Source organism: Nakamurella sp. GG22 (genome assembly GCF_052976845.2).
The window spans coordinates 154,511-170,676 of the sequence record NZ_JBRIIO020000011.1 but is presented as its reverse complement, the minus strand read 5'-3'; the positions used below and the strand labels follow the sequence as shown (position 1 = coordinate 170,676).

Annotated in this window: 17 protein-coding genes and 1 pseudogene; 7 read left to right on the top strand and 11 right to left on the bottom strand. The window is 70.4% G+C overall.

Translation table 11 applies throughout. The features are described from left to right. Positions 1-6 precede the first annotated feature (6 nt). The 6 genes from ACVBEQ_RS13260 to ACVBEQ_RS13235 are packed head-to-tail and all read right to left on the bottom strand — an operon-like array spanning position 7 to position 5,045. The gene (locus ACVBEQ_RS13260) at positions 7-696 is read right to left on the bottom strand and encodes a RibD family protein (RefSeq protein ID WP_447153769.1); all 690 of its coding nucleotides are present in this window, start codon (positions 694-696) and stop codon (positions 7-9) included. Further along, entirely contained in the window at positions 689-1,624 is a 936-nt protein-coding gene (locus tag ACVBEQ_RS13255) for a lysylphosphatidylglycerol synthase transmembrane domain-containing protein (protein ID WP_447153768.1), read from the bottom strand. Before ACVBEQ_RS13255 ends, ACVBEQ_RS13260 begins: the two co-directional genes overlap by 8 nt. Next, complete coding sequence (locus ACVBEQ_RS13250; protein ID WP_447153767.1) at positions 1,621-2,496, bottom strand: class I SAM-dependent methyltransferase; 876 nt, start codon at positions 2,494-2,496, stop codon at positions 1,621-1,623. Before ACVBEQ_RS13250 ends, ACVBEQ_RS13255 begins: the two co-directional genes overlap by 4 nt. Continuing rightward, positions 2,493-3,593, bottom strand: a complete 1,101-nt coding sequence (locus ACVBEQ_RS13245; protein ID WP_447153766.1) for a glycosyltransferase family 4 protein — start codon at positions 3,591-3,593, stop codon at positions 2,493-2,495. Before ACVBEQ_RS13245 ends, ACVBEQ_RS13250 begins: the two co-directional genes overlap by 4 nt. Next, positions 3,590-3,988 (bottom strand): 6-pyruvoyl trahydropterin synthase family protein, encoded by a 399-nt coding sequence (locus ACVBEQ_RS13240; protein WP_447153765.1) that lies wholly within the window; start codon positions 3,986-3,988, stop codon positions 3,590-3,592. The genes ACVBEQ_RS13245 and ACVBEQ_RS13240 overlap by 4 nt, the downstream gene beginning before the upstream one ends. A 34-nt stretch (positions 3,989-4,022) precedes the next feature. Then, a complete protein-coding gene (locus tag ACVBEQ_RS13235; RefSeq protein WP_447153764.1) occupies positions 4,023-5,045 on the bottom strand; it encodes a zinc-dependent alcohol dehydrogenase in 1,023 nt (340 codons plus the stop codon). 301 nt (positions 5,046-5,346) lie between these two features. Here ACVBEQ_RS13235 and ACVBEQ_RS13230 point away from each other — a divergent pair. Continuing rightward, positions 5,347-5,907: pseudogene (locus ACVBEQ_RS13230) on the top strand (CDP-alcohol phosphatidyltransferase family protein); the annotation flags it as partial. Between the two features lie 263 nt (positions 5,908-6,170). Here the strand turns inward: ACVBEQ_RS13230 and ACVBEQ_RS13225 are convergent. Further along, positions 6,171-7,025 carry an inositol monophosphatase family protein gene (locus tag ACVBEQ_RS13225; protein WP_447153763.1) on the bottom strand — a complete coding sequence of 285 codons (855 nt, stop codon included), beginning with the start codon at positions 7,023-7,025 and terminating at the stop codon, positions 6,171-6,173. A 12-nt stretch (positions 7,026-7,037) separates the two neighbouring features. Further along, on the bottom strand, positions 7,038-7,631 hold the full coding sequence (locus tag ACVBEQ_RS13220) for a DUF1349 domain-containing protein (RefSeq protein ID WP_447153762.1): 594 nt from the start codon (positions 7,629-7,631) through the stop codon (positions 7,038-7,040). Positions 7,632-7,702: 71 nt separating this feature from the next. Between ACVBEQ_RS13220 and ACVBEQ_RS13215 the strand changes: the two genes are divergently transcribed. Then, positions 7,703-8,659: an LLM class F420-dependent oxidoreductase gene (locus ACVBEQ_RS13215; RefSeq protein ID WP_447153761.1), complete on the top strand. Its 957-nt coding sequence runs from the start codon at positions 7,703-7,705 to the stop codon at positions 8,657-8,659. Positions 8,660-8,753: 94 nt separating this feature from the next. Here ACVBEQ_RS13215 and ACVBEQ_RS13210 read toward each other — a convergent pair whose 3' ends face one another. Both ACVBEQ_RS13210 and ACVBEQ_RS13205 read right to left on the bottom strand, forming a co-directional pair. Further along, positions 8,754-9,413 (bottom strand): dihydrofolate reductase family protein, encoded by a 660-nt coding sequence (locus ACVBEQ_RS13210; protein ID WP_447153760.1) that lies wholly within the window; start codon positions 9,411-9,413, stop codon positions 8,754-8,756. A 109-nt stretch (positions 9,414-9,522) separates the two neighbouring features. Next, a complete protein-coding gene (locus ACVBEQ_RS13205) occupies positions 9,523-10,068 on the bottom strand; it encodes a YbaK/EbsC family protein (RefSeq protein ID WP_447153759.1) in 546 nt (181 codons plus the stop codon). Positions 10,069-10,159: 91 nt separating this feature from the next. Here ACVBEQ_RS13205 and dusB point away from each other — a divergent pair, with 91 nt between their 5' ends. The 5 genes from dusB (at position 10,160) to ACVBEQ_RS13180 (ending at position 15,708) form a co-directional block, all read left to right on the top strand. Further along, positions 10,160-11,311 (top strand): tRNA dihydrouridine synthase DusB, encoded by a 1,152-nt coding sequence (gene dusB, locus ACVBEQ_RS13200; protein WP_447153758.1) that lies wholly within the window; start codon positions 10,160-10,162, stop codon positions 11,309-11,311. Continuing rightward, positions 11,295-11,777, top strand: coding sequence for a hypothetical protein (locus ACVBEQ_RS13195; RefSeq protein WP_447153757.1), 483 nt, complete (start codon positions 11,295-11,297; stop codon positions 11,775-11,777). The genes dusB and ACVBEQ_RS13195 overlap by 17 nt, the downstream gene beginning before the upstream one ends. 279 nt (positions 11,778-12,056) lie before the next feature. Further along, complete coding sequence (locus ACVBEQ_RS13190) at positions 12,057-13,754, top strand: LCP family protein (RefSeq protein ID WP_447153756.1); 1,698 nt, start codon at positions 12,057-12,059, stop codon at positions 13,752-13,754. Positions 13,755-13,863: 109 nt separating this feature from the next. Continuing rightward, positions 13,864-14,547, top strand: coding sequence for a phosphate signaling complex protein PhoU (gene phoU / locus ACVBEQ_RS13185; protein WP_447153755.1), 684 nt, complete (start codon positions 13,864-13,866; stop codon positions 14,545-14,547). A gap of 144 nt (positions 14,548-14,691) precedes the next feature. After that, positions 14,692-15,708: a magnesium and cobalt transport protein CorA gene (locus ACVBEQ_RS13180; RefSeq protein WP_447153754.1), complete on the top strand. Its 1,017-nt coding sequence runs from the start codon at positions 14,692-14,694 to the stop codon at positions 15,706-15,708. On the opposite strand, the gene ACVBEQ_RS13175 is transcribed toward ACVBEQ_RS13180, so the two are convergent. Next, positions 15,650-16,090 (bottom strand): hypothetical protein, encoded by a 441-nt coding sequence (locus tag ACVBEQ_RS13175; protein WP_447153753.1) that lies wholly within the window; start codon positions 16,088-16,090, stop codon positions 15,650-15,652. The two genes, ACVBEQ_RS13180 and ACVBEQ_RS13175, sit on opposite strands and share 59 nt — an antisense overlap. Positions 16,091-16,166 lie beyond the last annotated feature (76 nt).

Sequence of the window (16,166 nt, the reverse complement as noted above, 5' to 3'; positions counted from 1 at the left end):
CCGCGGTCAGGGGGTGAAGCGGGCCGACAACGCGTACCTGAGCAGCACCACGTCGTCGATCTGCCTGACCTCGGCCAGCGTTGCGCGACGATCCGCGTTCCACGGAAAGCTGCCGTCACCGACGAACCTGCGCGCCCTGGAGTCGCCGACGAAGAACGGCGCGACCACCAGGTGCAGTTCGTCCGCCAGATCCGCGGTCAGGAACTGGGTGAGAACCGTGCCGCCGCCCTCCACCATGAGCCGCCGCACGCCGCGTTCCCAGAGGTCCTCGCTGACCCGGCCCAGGTCCACCGACGGACCGCCGTCGACGACAGTCGCGACCGGTCCCAACCGCCGGCAGGCTTCCGCGACGGTGCCGGTCGGGCAGTAGACGAGCTTGTCGGTCTCCCCCATGGCGAAGAAGTTCGCGCAGGGATCCAGCTGCGCGCCGCGGGTGACCGTCACCTTGATCGGCGTCGGTCGCAGTCCCAGCGCCACCCGCTCCTCGCGTCGGGCGTCGGTCCGCACCAGCAATCGCGGATTGTCATTCCGGACCGTCGCGGCACCGACCAGGATGGCGTCGCTGGACGCCCGGACCGCGTCCACCCGGTCAAAGTCGGCAGCGTTGGACAGCATCAGCCGCCGGTCGGTCGGGCCACCCACGTAGCCGTCGATCGACATGCCGCAGCTCAGCAGGGTGTACGGGCGGTCAGCCACCGGCCACCTTCTTCGAGCGCCGAAGGCCGGCGACCGCCAGCACCGCGGCCCCGGGCAGGCTGGCCACAAGGACGATCACGCCGTACACCACGGCTGTCGAAAAGCCCTGCGCGGCACCCATTCCGGCGGATCCGAACGCCCAGGCCGCTACCCCCTCGCGGGGGCCCCACCCTCCCACGTTGACCGGGACCGCCATGGCGAGCATCACCAGTGCGGCCAGGGGAATCATCCGATCCAGCGATTCCGTCGAACCGGCGGTCCGGGCGGCGATCAGGAAGGTGGCGCCGTGACCGGTGACGACCAGGGCGGACGCGATGACGATGCCGGGCCACGCCTGCCGGGCGACCAGTGCGGTACGGATGTCCGACCTGGCGGTCCGCACCCAGCGCATCCATCGCGCCGACCCACCGCGCCGCCGGGCCGGCAGGACCAGGACCGCGACGACGATGACGCCCGCCGTCCCCGCGATGACGAGGAACACCGGCATCAGCGACCGCACCGGTGACGGCAGCGCGACCAGCACGGCCACCGTCACGAGGACCTGCACGACCTGACCCGCGGAACGCTCCCAGCCGACCGCGCGGAGGCCCCGGCCGACGTCACCGGCGTCCCGCCCGTGCACGACTCCGCGGTGCACGTCGCCGACGACACCTCCCGGCACCGTGACGTTGAGGAACTGGGAGCGGTAGTACGCGGCAACCGCCGCCGGCAGCGAGAGCCCGACGCCGAGGCCGCGGGCCACCAGCCGCCAGCGCCACGCGCAGCAGACCGTGGTGAGCACGGCGATGCCGCTGCCAGCTGCCAGCGTCCAGCCGTCGATGGTCCGTAGACCGTCGATCACCGGTCCGCTGCCGAGCCGCCAGCCGAGCAGCACGAGCATCGCGCCGCCGCCGAGCACCTTCAGGCAGGTCCACTGGCGGCGGGTCATCGCGCGGGCTCCTCGCCGGGTGAGTCCGCCGCCGCGCTCCACCCGTCGCCCGTGGGCAGCACGAGCAGGTCGCGGTGCCACACGGTGGCCAGGAGCGCACCGTCGGCGGCTTCGGCAGCGCGACGGCCGGCGTAGTCGGTGGCAGCGGCGGTGAGCGAGGGCTCCTGCTCGCAGGCCGCCCGTACCCAGCCGGCGAACCACTCGGCGAGCAGCGGAGCGTGCGAGGCGTCGAGCCGCCAGGGAGTGTCCCGGTCGATGACGGTCGCGCCCGCCCGCTCGAAGGACTCGGCCGCCATCAGGACCGCGTCCGGACCGAGCAGGGTGCCGCTCTCCGTGTCGCGTCGTTGATGCGCGTTGAACGCGGCCACGATCGCCCCGTCCAGCGTGTCCGGTGGCGCGAGCTCGACCCGGCCGGTGACCGAGAGCGTCAGCAGCACAGGGCATCCTGCCCGCACGCAGGCCGCAACGATGCGGTCGAGTTCGTCCGCCGTGAGCATGTCCAGCAACGCTGATGCGGTGATCAGGGACGCGCCGGCGAGCCGCCCGTCGTCGAGCCTGGTGATGTCCTCCAACCTGGTCTCGCTCGAGATCTGCTCCCCGGCAGGGCCGGTGGTGGGCAGGCCGGACGCGGCGACGGACAGAAATCCGGGCTCTCGGTCGTACAGCATCCAGTGCTGACGGCCGCTCAGCTGCGGCGCCAGCCAGCGCCCCATCGACCCGGTGCCGCAGCCGAGATCGTGGATCACCGTTGGCCGGTCCGGCGGCAGCCACCGGCGGACCCGTTCGACAAGATCGACCGACCGGGCCTGCGCGTCGGCGGGCTCCCGCAGGGTCAGCCAGTCCACGCTCAGGTCCGCGGCGCGGGCGGTCATGCCGACACCGCCATCAGCACCTGCGAGATGTCGGACGACGCGTCCGTCCAGGTCCGCAGATGACGCCGCCGCTCCGCGGCCGAAGCCTGCAGGCGGCGACGCAGGCCCGGTTCGGAGAGCCACCGGCGCAGCGCTGCTGCCAGCGCGTCCGGGCTGTCGGGCGGCACCAGCAGTCCCGGCACACTGCCGTCGGCGGCGGTACCGAGGGCCTCACGTATTCCACCGACATCCGTTGCGAGGACCGGAATCCCACGGGCCAGTGCCTCCGTTACGGCCATCCCGTAGGTCTCCATCCGGGAGGCGACGACCAGCAGATCGCGGGCGGCGTAGGCCTGTTCGAGGTCGGCGCCGTGCAGCGGGCCGGTCAGTTGCAGCCGGTCCATGAGGCCGGTGGTCTTCACCTCCCGGCCGATGCGATCGGCGAAGGCGTCGTCGCGATCGACCGGCCCGACGCAGACGCAGCTCCAGTCGAGGTCGGTGATCGTCGCGAGCGCCGCGACCAGCACGTCCTGGCCCTTGAGTGGTGTAACCGCGGCGACGCAGAGCAGCCGCCCACCGTCGGTCGTTGCCGTGGCGGGCTCTGCCGGGTCCGCGCCCGGTTGCGCGACGTGCACCCGGTCGCGCGGCAACGGGTAGCGACTCACCAGCCGGTCCCTGGTCCAGCCGCTCGTCGTCACCACGGCCGCGGCGGCCGCCAGGACGGCACCCTCCCTGGCGTGCGCGCCGGGCGGCTCGTCGACCGTCGCGGCGGCGCCCAGCGGCAGGTGGACCAGGACGACCAGCGCGATCCGGGCGGCCTCCGGCACCAGCACCCGCGGTGCCGTCGACGCGATCAGACCGTCGACGAGCGCGACACCGCCGTCGGCGACGTCGGACACTGCCGCGGCCAGCGCGGCCAGGGCGGCGGCGTCCGGCGACGGCCAGCAACCCGGCACCTCCCGGACCCAAACCGACCACCCGAGGCCGGCCAACCCCCGGGAGACCCGTCGGTCGTAGACATTCCCACCGCTGGGCCGCGCGGGGTCGCAGATGCCTTCGGGCACCACGACGTGCACCGCGCCGAAGCCGGCCGGTCCACGCAGCGGCCCGGCGTTCACAGCTGTCGCTCGTAACCGGCCGACGCGACGTGCGATTCGTGCAGCGTGACGGCGATGGCGTCCAGTTCCTGCGCGCCGGGCCCGAGCTCGCCGGCCCCGATTCTTTCGACCAGCCGATCGGCGACCACCCGGGCGAGCGCTTCCGTCGACGTGTTGATGCCGGCGAACTCGTCCAGCTCGTCGAGGTTCCGATAGCTCAGCTCCCCGACGATCAGCTTCAGCACCTCGGCCGCCCGGCCAATATCGACGAGAACGTTGTCGCCGTCGAGGGTTTCACCCTTGAAGGTGGCGTCGACGACGTACGTTGCGCCGTGCAGCCGCTGCGCGGGGCCGAAGACCGCACCGCGGAAGCTGTGCGCGATCATCATGTGATCGCGGACCGTCACGCTGAACATCGCGGCACCCCACTGTCGTCATCGCACACTGTCGTCATCGCCGACCACCGGAGCCCGCGATGTCCGCGGCGCCGTCCGACGGATCGGTGTAGTCGATGGTGTGGCACAGGGCCGCAAGGCGCGCGTCGGACAGGGCCGCCATCACCTGCGGCAGGTCCTCGAACGGCGATGAACCGGTCAGCAGCGCGTCGAAAGCGGGATCCCGGAGCAGTTCGAGGGACAGCCCGAGCCGGTCCGTGAAGCTGCGGCTCGCCCGCCGCGCGGGCGACACCATGCCCACCTGGCTGGACCGGATGGCCAGCCGGCCGGAATGAAAGCGGCCGCCCAACGACACCTGCACCGCCGCGTCGCCGTACCAGCTCAGGTCGATGACGGTGCCCTCGTCGGCCAGCAGATCGAGCGCGCACTGCAGACCCGATGACGTCGCACTGGTGTGCAGGACGAGGTCGCGATTGCCCTCCGCGTCGGCCGGAGCCGCGAACCTCGCCCCAAGGTCCGACACCACTCGTTCCCTGCTCGCGTCGACGTCGACCACGGTGACGTCGACACCCGGGAACCGGGTGAGCAGGCGCGCGAGGCAGCAGCCGACCATCCCGGCCCCGACGACTGTGACCCGGTCTCCGATCAGCGGTCCCGCATCCCAAAGTGCGTTGACCGCTGTCTCGACGGTCCCGGCCAGCACGGCACGCCGGGCTGGAACCCCGTCCGGCACCGGGACGACCGCGGGGGACGGCACCACGTAACGGGTCTGGTGCGGATAGAGGCAGAACACCGTGCGCCCCGACAGCTCCGCGGGCCCGTGCTCGACGACCCCGACGTTGAGGTATCCGTACTTGACCGGCCCGGGAAAGTCGCCCTCCTGGAACGGCGCCCGCATGGCGGCGTACTGACCGGCCGGCACGCCGCCCCGGAACACCAGCGTCTCCGTGCCGCGGCTCACGCCGGAGTACAGCGTCCGGACGAGGACATCGTCCGGACCCGGGTCGGGCAGCGCCGCGGTACGGATCTCGCCGACGCCGGGTTCGCGCAGCCAGAACGCACGTGCGACACCCGACACCGGAACACCCTTTCACCGCTGGACATGAACCGCACGCCCGTCTTTGTCGTGTTACGTGCGTAGGCATCCACACCGGTACACGAACCCGGCATCACGATTCCGGGAACACGGTCTCGGGAACACGGTCTCGACAGGGACTGACTGGTGGGACTCCTACCCGGTACACGCCCACTCGACAGACACCCACTCGATAGACACCCACCCGATAGACACCCACCCGATAGACACCCACCCGATAGACACCCACCCGATAGACACGGAGGTTGGGGTGCGAACGGTTCAACGCGGCCCCCTCGCCGGCATGGCGGCCCAACTGGCGTTGCTCGGCCTCCTTGCGGCGACCGTCGGGATCGGGACGGCGGGCTGGGTGGTCGGCATCCTGGTCGGGTTGGTCACCAACGGGCTGCTCGCCCGCGCGCTGCACCGGAACAGCTGCACCGCCCTGGGTGCGGCGAACGCCGTCACCCTGACCCGAGCCACGCTGGTTGGCGGCATCGCGGCACTGATTGCGGCGTCGACGGAAACCCTGGGATCTGCGGAATCTGCCGGGGCCGCGACTCCGGCCACGGTGCCGGTGCTGGTCGCACTCTGCGCGGTCGCTCTGCTCCTCGACGGCGTCGACGGGCAGGTTGCGCGCCGGACCGGGACGGTGTCCGCGCTGGGCGCGCGGTTCGACATGGAGGTGGACGCGTTCCTGATCCTGGTGCTGAGCCTGTTCGTGGCGGAGTCGTTCGGTGCCTGGGTGCTGATGATCGGTGCCGCCCGGTATCTCTTCGTCGCGGTCGGAGTGCTGGCACCGTGGATGCGCGCATCCCTGCCGCCCCGCCACTGGCGGAAGGTGGTCGCCGCTGTTCAGGGGGTGGTGCTGACCGTCGCGGCGGCGCAGGTCCTGCCGCACGCGGCGGTCGTGGTGCTGCTGCTGGCCGCGCTGGCGTTGCTGGGCGAGTCGTTCGGCCGGGACGTGTGGTGGTTGTGGCTCCAACGGACAGCCGAGCGGGCCGAGCCTCAGTTCCCGTCCGGCCCGGTCCCGCCCCACGCAGCCGTGACTGAACCGCCGCCTCTCATCCGGAACGGAACCGATCCCGCGGCGCCAGGGACCGGTTCAGCCGATGGACCGCGCGGCGTTCAGGAGACGTCCGCAGCACCGAGCGCGGCCAGCAGTTCGTCGAACAAGGCCGGACCGGCGGCCAGGCAGCCCGTCTCGGCGCCGGTCGGCGTGACGACGGTGTACCGGGCGCCCGCCTCGCGCGCGATGAGGCCACCGGCAGCGACATCCCAGGCCTTCACGCCTTCCTCGAAGTAGCCGTCCACCGCGCCGGCCGCCACGGCACACAGGTCCAGCGCCGCCGAGCCGATCCGCCGGATGTCCCGGAGCTGCGGCAGCAGGGTGGCGATCAGCGCGCCCTGCACCCGGCGGCGTTCGGCGTCGTACCCGAATCCCGTTGCGATCAGCGCACCGGCCATCGGCACCGGGTCGTTGACCCGCAGGGGCCGACCGTCGACGGCCGCGCCCTCACCGCGGACGGCGTGGTACGTCCGGCCGTTGGTCGGGTTGTGCACGACGCCGACCAGCGGGCCGTCCCCGTCCTCGACGGCGACGCTCACCGAGAAGTTGTCCAGTTGGTAGAGGTAGTTGACGGTTCCGTCGAGCGGGTCGATCACCCATCGCAGACCCGAGCGTGAGGCCCGGCTGGCGCCCTCTTCACCGAGCAGCCCGTCGTCCGGCCGCTCGCCGGTGATCAGGTCCACCAGGATCTGTTCGGCGGCCCGGTCCGCGTCCGAGACCGGGTCGGTCAGTGACGATTTCGTGTCCAGCCCCTGGATCACGCCGTAGCGGCTCATCAGTTCCACGCCGGCGGCGCGTGCCCCGCGCATCGCGAGGTCGAGTAATGCGGCGGTGTCGAACGGCCCAACGGAATCGGCGCTAGTGGAATCAGCGCCAAGGGGATCAGCGCCAAGGGGATCAGCGGCGGAAGTCATCGGGCCATCAGATCAGTCGTCGTGCAGGGCCCGGTCGGCCGGTCCCGCCTCCCAGCGGGTGAACGTCACCGCGAGCCCGTCACGGGACGGCGCGCAGCAGTACGGCCCCGCATAGGCGACGGCGTCCGGGGCGATCGGCGCCAGCCGGAGGAACCGCCACGGCTGCGCTTCACGCCTGATACGGAAGGTCAGGGCGTCACCGGACCGGCTGACCCGCAGCGTGACCTCGCTGCCCGACCATTCCGGCACCCAGGCCACCGACCAGTCGGACCTCCCGTCGGTGACCACGACCGACGCCTGCATCGATCCGTCGCAGAACTCGAGACCGCCCTTGGTCCACCGACTCTCGTCGATTCTGACCATGATGCCGGCCTGGTCGAACTGCTGGTCGAAATCGGCGATGAAAGAGGTCTGGACGGCCCACCCGTCCGGGAGATCGCTGAGCAGGGCGTGCGCGGTGTCGTGGACGAAGCCGTAGGAGGTGGTCCGCCAGGCGTCGCTGCCCTCAGCTGCCCGCATGACGAGCCGGCCACGGTTGATCGCGACGTGCGGAGGGCGGTTCGACCACCAGCCCTGCTGCCACGGGATCGACTGCGTGCTCTCCATGATCGCGGAGCCTGCCACAGTGGGCCGGGCCGGGCCGTTTGTCCCAGATCGCTGCTGGCAACCTGGCCGGTATGGATCTCCGAATCTTCACCGAGCCGCAGCAGGGCGCCTCCCATGCGGACCTGCTGGCCGTCGCCCGCGCCACCAGGGACGGCGGCTTCTCCGCCTTCTTCCGCTCCGATCACCTGCTGCGGATGGGCGACGGAACCGGGTTACCGGGCCCGTCGGATTCCTACGTCAACCTGGGCGCGATCGCCGCCGTCGTCCCGGACATCCGGTTGGGCACGCTGGTCACCTCGGCGACTTTCCGGCACCCGTCGATGACGGCCATCGCCGTCGCGCAGATCGACGACATCTCCGGTGGACGGGTCGAACTCGGACTCGGAACGGGCTGGTACGAACAGGAGCACACCGCCTACGGGATCGACTTCGGCCGGTCGTTCGGGGACCGGTTCGACCGGCTCACCGAGCAACTCGAGGTGATCACCGGGCTGTGGGCGACCCCGGCGGGCGGGACGTTCGACCACAGCGGAACGCATTACACGCTGGCCGGCGCTCCGGGCCTGCCCAAACCCGTGCAGCAGGCGGCCGACGGCACGCCCCGGGTGCCGATCATCATCGGTGGTCACGGACCGAAGAAGACACCCGCGCTGGCCGCCCGGTTCGCCGACGAGTTCAACGTGGGCTTCGTCGACCTGGACAGCACCACGACGCAGTTCGGCCGGGTGCGCGGGGCGTGCGAGCAGGCCGGGCGCGACCCGGGATCGCTGGTCTATTCGACGGCGCACCCGGTGTGTGTCGGTCGGGACGAGGCCGAGTTCGCCCGGCGGGCCGCCGCGATCGGGCGCGAACCGGAGGAGGCGCGGAGCAGTCCGTTCGCCGGAACGGTCCAGGAAGTCGTCGACGCCATCGGCAGGTGGGGCGCGGCCGGGGTCCAGCGCAGCTACCTGCAGGTGCTCGACCTGTCCGATCTCGAGCACATCGCGCTGATCGCCGACGAGGTGCTGCCCGCGGTGCGCGACGCCTGACGATCCAGATGGCGATTGCGGTCCCTTCAGGCGAGAAATCGCAGCTGAACCGCCATCTCTCGACTGGCCCGTGCGTGCGGGCCTGGACGTGCGCCTACCGGGCCGCGCGACGGGTGAAGATCAGATGGAGAACCCCGGCCGGGGAGGGTGTCGCCTCGATGTCGAAACGTTCTTCCAGCCCTTCCAGTCCACCCCAGAGCCGTTCGCCGCGGCCCAGGATGATCGGCACGAGGACGACGTGCATGTTGTCGATCAGATCAGCCTCGAGGAACTGCCGAATCGTGCTCGCGCCGCCACCGATCCGGACGTCGAGGCCACCGGCCAGGGCGCGGGCCTGCTCGAGCGCCGAAGCGGGGTCGGCGTCGACGAAATGGAAGGTTGTTCCGCCATCCATCTCGAGCACCGGTCGCGGGTGGTGGGTCAGGACGACGACAGGAGTGTGGAAGACAGGGTTGTCGCCCCACCAGCCCTTCCATTCCTCGTCCTCCCACGGGCCGCGTTGCGGTCCGAACTTGTTACGCCCCATGATCTCCACGCCGATTCCGGGAGCCCACCTGCTGGCGAACGCCTCGTCGACACCGAAGGATCCGGCCGACTCGCCGTGGATGCCCATCTCGCGGAAGGTGCGCGTCTCGAAGGCCCACTCCAGCAGCCGGGTGCCCGCGTGACCGAACGGAGCGTCGAGTCGCTGGCCCTCACCGGTGCCGAAGCCGTCGAGGGAGACCGAGAAGTTGTGCACCCGGACAAGGGACATGGTGATCTCCCGAAGTGCTCGCAGACCCACAGAGACTTGTCAGCGACCTTAAGGGGACAGCGCAAGATGCACAGCGCGGGCGGTCGGACCGCGGGATCAGACCGAGCGATCAGACCGGAGCCGCCAGGCCCTCGATGACCTCGGCACCGGGCAGCCGGCCCACGTCCGCACCGTCAAGGATGATCTTCGAGCCGCGGATCCCCGAGCCGATCACCACCGGCCCCGCCGCAGCGACCGCCGCGTCGACCAGGATCGGCCAACCGGCGGGCAGGCCGATCGGGGTGATCCCGCCGTACTCCATGCCGGTGATCCGGACGGCCTCGTCCATGGGCGCGAACGACACCTTGCGGACGTCCATCCGCCGGCGCACCACACCGTTGACGTCGGCCCTGGTGGTCGCCAGCACGACCGCTGCCGCCCAGCGCTGCTCGCCGGCGCGTTTGCCGCTGACCACGACACAGTTGGCCGAGGCGGCGGACGCGACGTCGTAGGCCTCGCAGAACGCGGCCGTGTCCGCCAGTGCCGGATCGATGGGCGCCACGGAGACCACGCCGGTCCAGCCGTCCAGCGCCGCCCGCACCGACGGGGCGAGGAGCTCGGGGCGCTCCGCAGCAGGCGCGGCGTCGAGCCGGCCGAGGGTCAGAGGGGTGCTCATGGCGGACACCCTGCCATCCGTCGGGAACGGTCCGACAGGCGCAGCGTGCTGAGCGGCAGGAAGCACCCCCCGCACCGGGGACAATGGTCGGGTGAGTTCCTCCATCGCACCGGCCCGAGCGGGCACCCTCGCCATCGGCCCCTACCCGGTCTGGCCCCCCGTCGTGCTCGCGCCGATGGCCGGCATCACGAACTCGTCGTTCCGTTCTCTGTGCCGGGGCTTCGGCGCCGGCCTGTACGTCTGCGAGATGATCACCACCCGCGCGCTGGTCGCCGGTGATCCCAAGACGAGGGAGATGATCCGGTTCGGGGCCGACGAGCACCCGCGGTCGGTGCAGCTCTACGGGGTGGACCCGGTGGTGGTCGGGCAGGCTGTGCGGATCGTCATGGAGGAGAACCTGGCCGATCACATCGACCTGAACTTCGGCTGCCCGGTTCCCAAGGTCACCCGCAAGGGCGGCGGGTCGGCCCTGCCCTACAAGCGCAAGCTCTTCGAATCGATCGTCCGGACAGCCGTGCAGACCGCCGGGCCCGCCGGTGTCCCGGTGACGGTCAAGATGCGGATCGGTATCGACCCGGAGCACATCACCTACCGGGATGCCGGCCGGATCGCCGAGGACTGCGGGGTCGCCGCTGTCGCGCTGCACGGCCGGACCGCCGTCCAGCACTACTCGGGCAAGGCCGACTGGGACGCCATCGGCACGTTGAAGCAGTTGGTCACCAGCATCCCGGTACTCGGCAACGGCGACATCTTCGCTGCCTCCGATGCGCTCGCGATGATGGCGGCGACAGGATGTGACGGCGTCGTCGTCGGTCGAGGCTGTCAGGGCCGGCCGTGGTTGTTCGCCGAACTGGCGGCGGCCTTCGACGGCAGGCCGGCACCCACCCCGCCGGATCTCCGTGCGGTCGCGGTGATCCTCCGCCGGCACGCCGAGCTGTTGTGCCAGGAAATGGGACCGGACCGCGGCATGCGTGATCTGCGCAAGCACATCGCCTGGTATCTCAAGGGTTTCGCGGTCGGTTCGGAGCCGCGGCGGCTGCTCGGCATGGTGTCGACGCTGGACGAACTCGACGACCTGCTGGCCGGGCTGGACCTGGATCAACCGTTCCCGATCGCCGGTGACGGCCCCCGCGGGCGGCAGGGTTCGCCGCAGCGCAGGGTCGTGCTGCCGTACGGCTGGCTGGACGATCCGGACTCCGAGGTGGTGCCGGAGGGGGCGGAGCTGGATGACGGCGGCGGCTGACCGCCGCCGGGTCGCGCTCTGCGCCGCAATGCTGGCGGTGAGCGCCGTACTGAGCACCGGATGCACCGGGGGCGGTTCGGCGCCGACCACCGCCGTCGCGCCGGCCGTTCCGGTCGGCGACCTGGATGCCATCAGGACCACCGTCGATCGGTTGAACCGCTCGGCGGCCGGCGCGGTCGCCGAGCAGCAGGACGTGCTGGCGTCCGTGGTCGATCCGGGTTCCGCCGCCGCCTTGGACAAGTGCCCGACGGCGACCAGCACGCTCCGCTTCGAGCCGGTGTATCCGGCGCTGCGCCCAGCGCCGGAGTGGGCGCCGACCGACGGCACGCTGGCGGGCACGGTCTACGCACTCCCCAGCCTGATCCGGATCTACACCGGCGACCGGGTCACCGGCACGGACCTCACGACCCTGCACCTCGGCGTGCACGACGGTGAGGCATTGCTCACAGCGGTATGCGTCGGCTGAACCCGGACGTCTGCTCTGCGTCATCCGGGTGAAGCCGTACGAATGGCGTCGTTCGGGTAGCAACGGGGTACTTCCCCCGCCAGAGCGACTCGACCGGGGTCGACCGCTACGCCGCCCGGGATACATTCTGCCCAGATCAGCACTGTCCGTACGATCGGGAACGGGCAGCGGTGAACGCGGACCGCATGCGCACGCATGCACACACCGGCGGTCGAACGGCGAGTTCACCTGACGGCAGCAGCACCGGGCAGCACGCCATAGCGGAGACAGGGAGGTCGCGTGACCGACGAACAGCGCGACCCCACCACCGCGATCGACCCCGATGGCGACACCACGGCAGCGACCACCTCCACGACCAATTCCACCCCCCGGCACCGGGCCCGAGAACATCACCGGGTGCTGATCGCCGGTCGGATCGCCGTCGCCCTTGTCGCGATCCTCGTGCTGACCGGGACCGGGTGGGAATGGGCGATCAAGTCCAGGGCCGACTCCGGCATCATCTCCCGCAGCGTGCAGGCCATCGTCGCCGACGACACCAACATCGTGACCGCAACAGCGACCCCGCCCCCTGCCGAGTCGAACTCCTCCTACAAGCCGGAGAACATCCTGCTGCTGGGCTCCGACACCAGGGTGGGCGCGGCCAACACCGCGGCCGGCGGCGTCGACGACACGACCAGCGACGACGTCGCCAACTCCGATACCCAGATGATCGCGCACGTCTCCGGCGACCGGCAGCACGTCACGGTGCTGTCGATCCCCCGGGACACCATGATCGATGCACCGACGTGCAAGAGCTGGGATGCCAAGACCGGCAAGCTCTCCGAGGAGAACTACCCGGTTCAGCCGGGCGACCGCTGGCACATCAACTCGGCGTACTCCGTCGGCGGCCCGCAGTGCTCGGTGCGCGCGATCCAGGACCTGACCGGCCTGCGGATCGACCGGGTGATCGGCATCGACTTCGCCGGCTTCCAGAACATGGTGGACGCCCTGGGCGGCGTGACGGTCAACGTCTGCGGCCGGATCGACGACGCCGAACTGGGCGTGGTGGTGGCCGACGGCGGGGTCCAGAAGATCAAGGGCGATCAGGCGTTGAGCCTGGTCCGCGCTCGAAAGGTCAAGGGCGACACGGACTCCGACCTGGCCCGCATCCGCCGCCAGCAGATCGTGCTGTCCGCGATCCTGCAACAGGTCACCAGCGCCGGAACATTGCTGAACCCGGTGACGCTGGATGCGTTCCTGCAGGCTTTCGTGACGAACACCTTCACCGACAACGTGAGCATCGACGACCTCGTCGCGCTCGCCCAGTCGTTCGGCAGTCTGGACCCGGGCAGGGTCACCTTCTTCACACTGCCGACCGTGCCGAGCGAAGGCGACCCCGATGCGCTCGACGTCGACGAGACGAAGGCACCCGCTGTCTTCGACGCGTTGACCAACGATCGTCGGCTACCCGGCGAGCCGTCGGCCGCGGAGACACCGTCGGCGTCGGCCGCGCCGACCGAGACCTCGGCGGCCTCGTCCACCGCTCCGAGCAGCGCACCCGATTCGGCCACCACCGTCGACCCGGGCTCCGTCGACCTGACGGTGGTGAACGTCAGCGGCCGGTCCGGGGTGGCGACCGAGGCGATGGGGCTGCTGAACGACACTGGCTTCGGCGTCACAGACGCCGACCTGCTGGCGCCGGACGGCGATGTCCGTCCCGGGGTCACCGTCGAGTACGACCCGGCCAACCTGGCCGCCGCGCTCACGGTCGCGGCCACGGTCGAGGGCGCCGAACTGGTGCCGACCGACGGGCTCGGCAAGAAGGTCCGACTGCTGCTGGGCGAGGCGTGGGACGGCACCATCGCACCGGTGACCGCGGGGGCCGAGGTGACCGGCACGGTTGCCACCGGTTCCGCGGCCGCATCCGGCGGCAAGCCGCCCACGCTGACCTCCGGGGAGCTCCCGTCGATCAACGCCGGTCAGGAACTCTGCGCCTGATCTGCACGCGCCCCGGCGAGCTGCCCATCGGGCAGGGTCGCCAGGCGTTCACCGGCCGTTCACCGGAACAGTTCCGTCAGAACGAGCGGGGGGAACTATCGTTGACGGTATGAGACAGGCCTACCACCTCCGGCTCGCCGATCTGGGTGATCACGGATCGGCGATGTGCCAGGTCGCCAGCGACCTGCTTCGCGATGCCACCAAGGCCGTCCTCGACGCGGACCTGACGATCGCCGAACAGGTCATCGCATCCGATGTCCAGCTCGACCAGATGCGGTCGAACGCCGAGAAGGTGGCCTTCGAGCTGCTCGCCCTGGAGGCCCCGGTCGCCTCCGACCTCCGGACGGTCATCTCGGCCATCTGGATCGTCGCCGATCTGCAGCGGATGGGCGCACTCGCGATGCACGTCGCGAAGGCCGCACGGCGCCGTCACCCGCTGCATGCGGTACCGGCCGAGGTGCGGCCGATCATCGAACGGATGGGCCGCGTCGGCGTCCACCTCGCCGACCAGGCCGGCGTCGTGCTGCGCGAGCGTGACGTCGAACTGGCCCGCCAACTCGAGGTCGAAGACGACCTGATGGATGACCTGCAGAAGGAACTGTTCGTCGCTTTGCTCGACCCGGCGTGGCGGCACGGGGTCGGTCCCGCCGTGGACATCGCGCTGCTCGCCCGGTTCTACGAGCGCTTCGCCGACCACGCCGTCTCCGTCGCCCGCCGGGTGGTGTTCCTGGTGACCGGTGAGAACGTCGGCGGCGACACCACGCCGGCACTGACCTCCGCGCCCGAGAGCTGACCCACCCACCAGGGAGCCTTTCCGGCCAATGTGAATTGTCGGCCCGGCTGGTGCGAACAATGGATGAACGCGGGGACGTACCGGACAGTGCGGTGCGACACTGAGCGCCCATTGTTCGTGCGGGTCCACCACAGGGGCGACACCATGACGCTGATCGACAAAGCGGTGTATGTCGATGGTCAGCGGGCTCCGCAGGCATTGCCGACCCATGAGACACACGAGAGTTTCACCCGCAGCCACGGCATGGCCTGGATCGGCCTTTACCGTCCCGAGGAAGGCGAGATCCTCGCCATCGCAGACGAGTTCGACCTGCACGAGCTCCCCGTCGAAGACGCGATCATGGCGCATCAGCGGCCCAAGATGGAGCGCTACGGCGACACCTTGTTCGTCGTGGTCCGACCGGCGCGATATCTCGACAACGTGGAGAAGGTCGAATTCGGTGAGCTGCACATCTTCGTCGGCCGAAATTTCGTCATCACCATCCGGCGTGCCGAATGCCCCGATCTCGCCAAAGTCCGGAGGCGGCTTGAAACCACTCCGAAATTGCTGCGCCTGGGGACTGAAGCGGTGCTCTACGCCATTCTCGACGAGGTCGTCGACGAGTACATCCCGGTCGTCGCCGGCCTCCAGAACGACATCGACGAGATCGAGAACCAGCTCTTCGAGCGGGATCCGGATGTCTCCCGCCGGATTTACGAGCTGACCGGCGAGGTGATCGAATTTCAGCGGGCTACCCACGCGCTGCGCGACATCCTGGACGGGCTGGCCGGCGGCTTTGACAAGTACGGCGTCGACGTCGAGTTGCAGCACCACCTCGGCGATGTCGCCGACCATGTCCAGCATCTGGCGGACCGGGCCGACGCCTACCGGGCACTGCTCACCAGCGCGCTCTCGGTCAACGCCACCCTGGTGGCGCAGCAGCAGAACGAGGAGATGCGCTCACTGACCGAGGCGAGCTACGCGCAGAACGAGGAGGTCAAGAAGATCTCGGCCTGGGCAGCGATCCTGTTCGCGCCCACACTGGTCGGCACCGTGTACGGCATGAACTTCGCGACGATGCCCGAACTGCAGTGGACCTACGGCTACCCGTTCGCCATCGCGCTCATGCTGACATTGGGGATAGTCCTGCACCGGGTGTTCCGATCTCGGCGCTGGCTGTGACGCCGGTGCCCCGGTTATCGAACTCGGCGTGACGGTCGACCACCGGCTCCAGCATGCGGCACACCATGACCAGGGCGGCGGCCCACTCCGAACGCGGTATCCGCCACAGCACCGCCGCGACCCCGCGCCAGGCGCCGGTCAGCGCGGCCGGCAGCGCGCCGGCGGCGACATCGCCGTCGGTGACGTCTCTCTCGGGGACCAGCGATTGTCCGATGGCGACGTAGACGGCCGTGTTCTCGGCCGCCGACGCCTGATCGCGGGCGGCGGCCGCCGCCGCGTGGAAGGCGAAGATCCAGCGCGGGATGGTGCCCCTGCTCCCGCACCGCGGGCAGGGCCCCGCCGAGGAGCGATAGCTGGCCGGCTCCCCGCGGCGCTCGGCCACCACTTCACTCGAGGGGAAAACAGTCCCACAACTGTCACAGACCGCGGGTGAGAACAGCACAGCGCTCCTTCAGTTC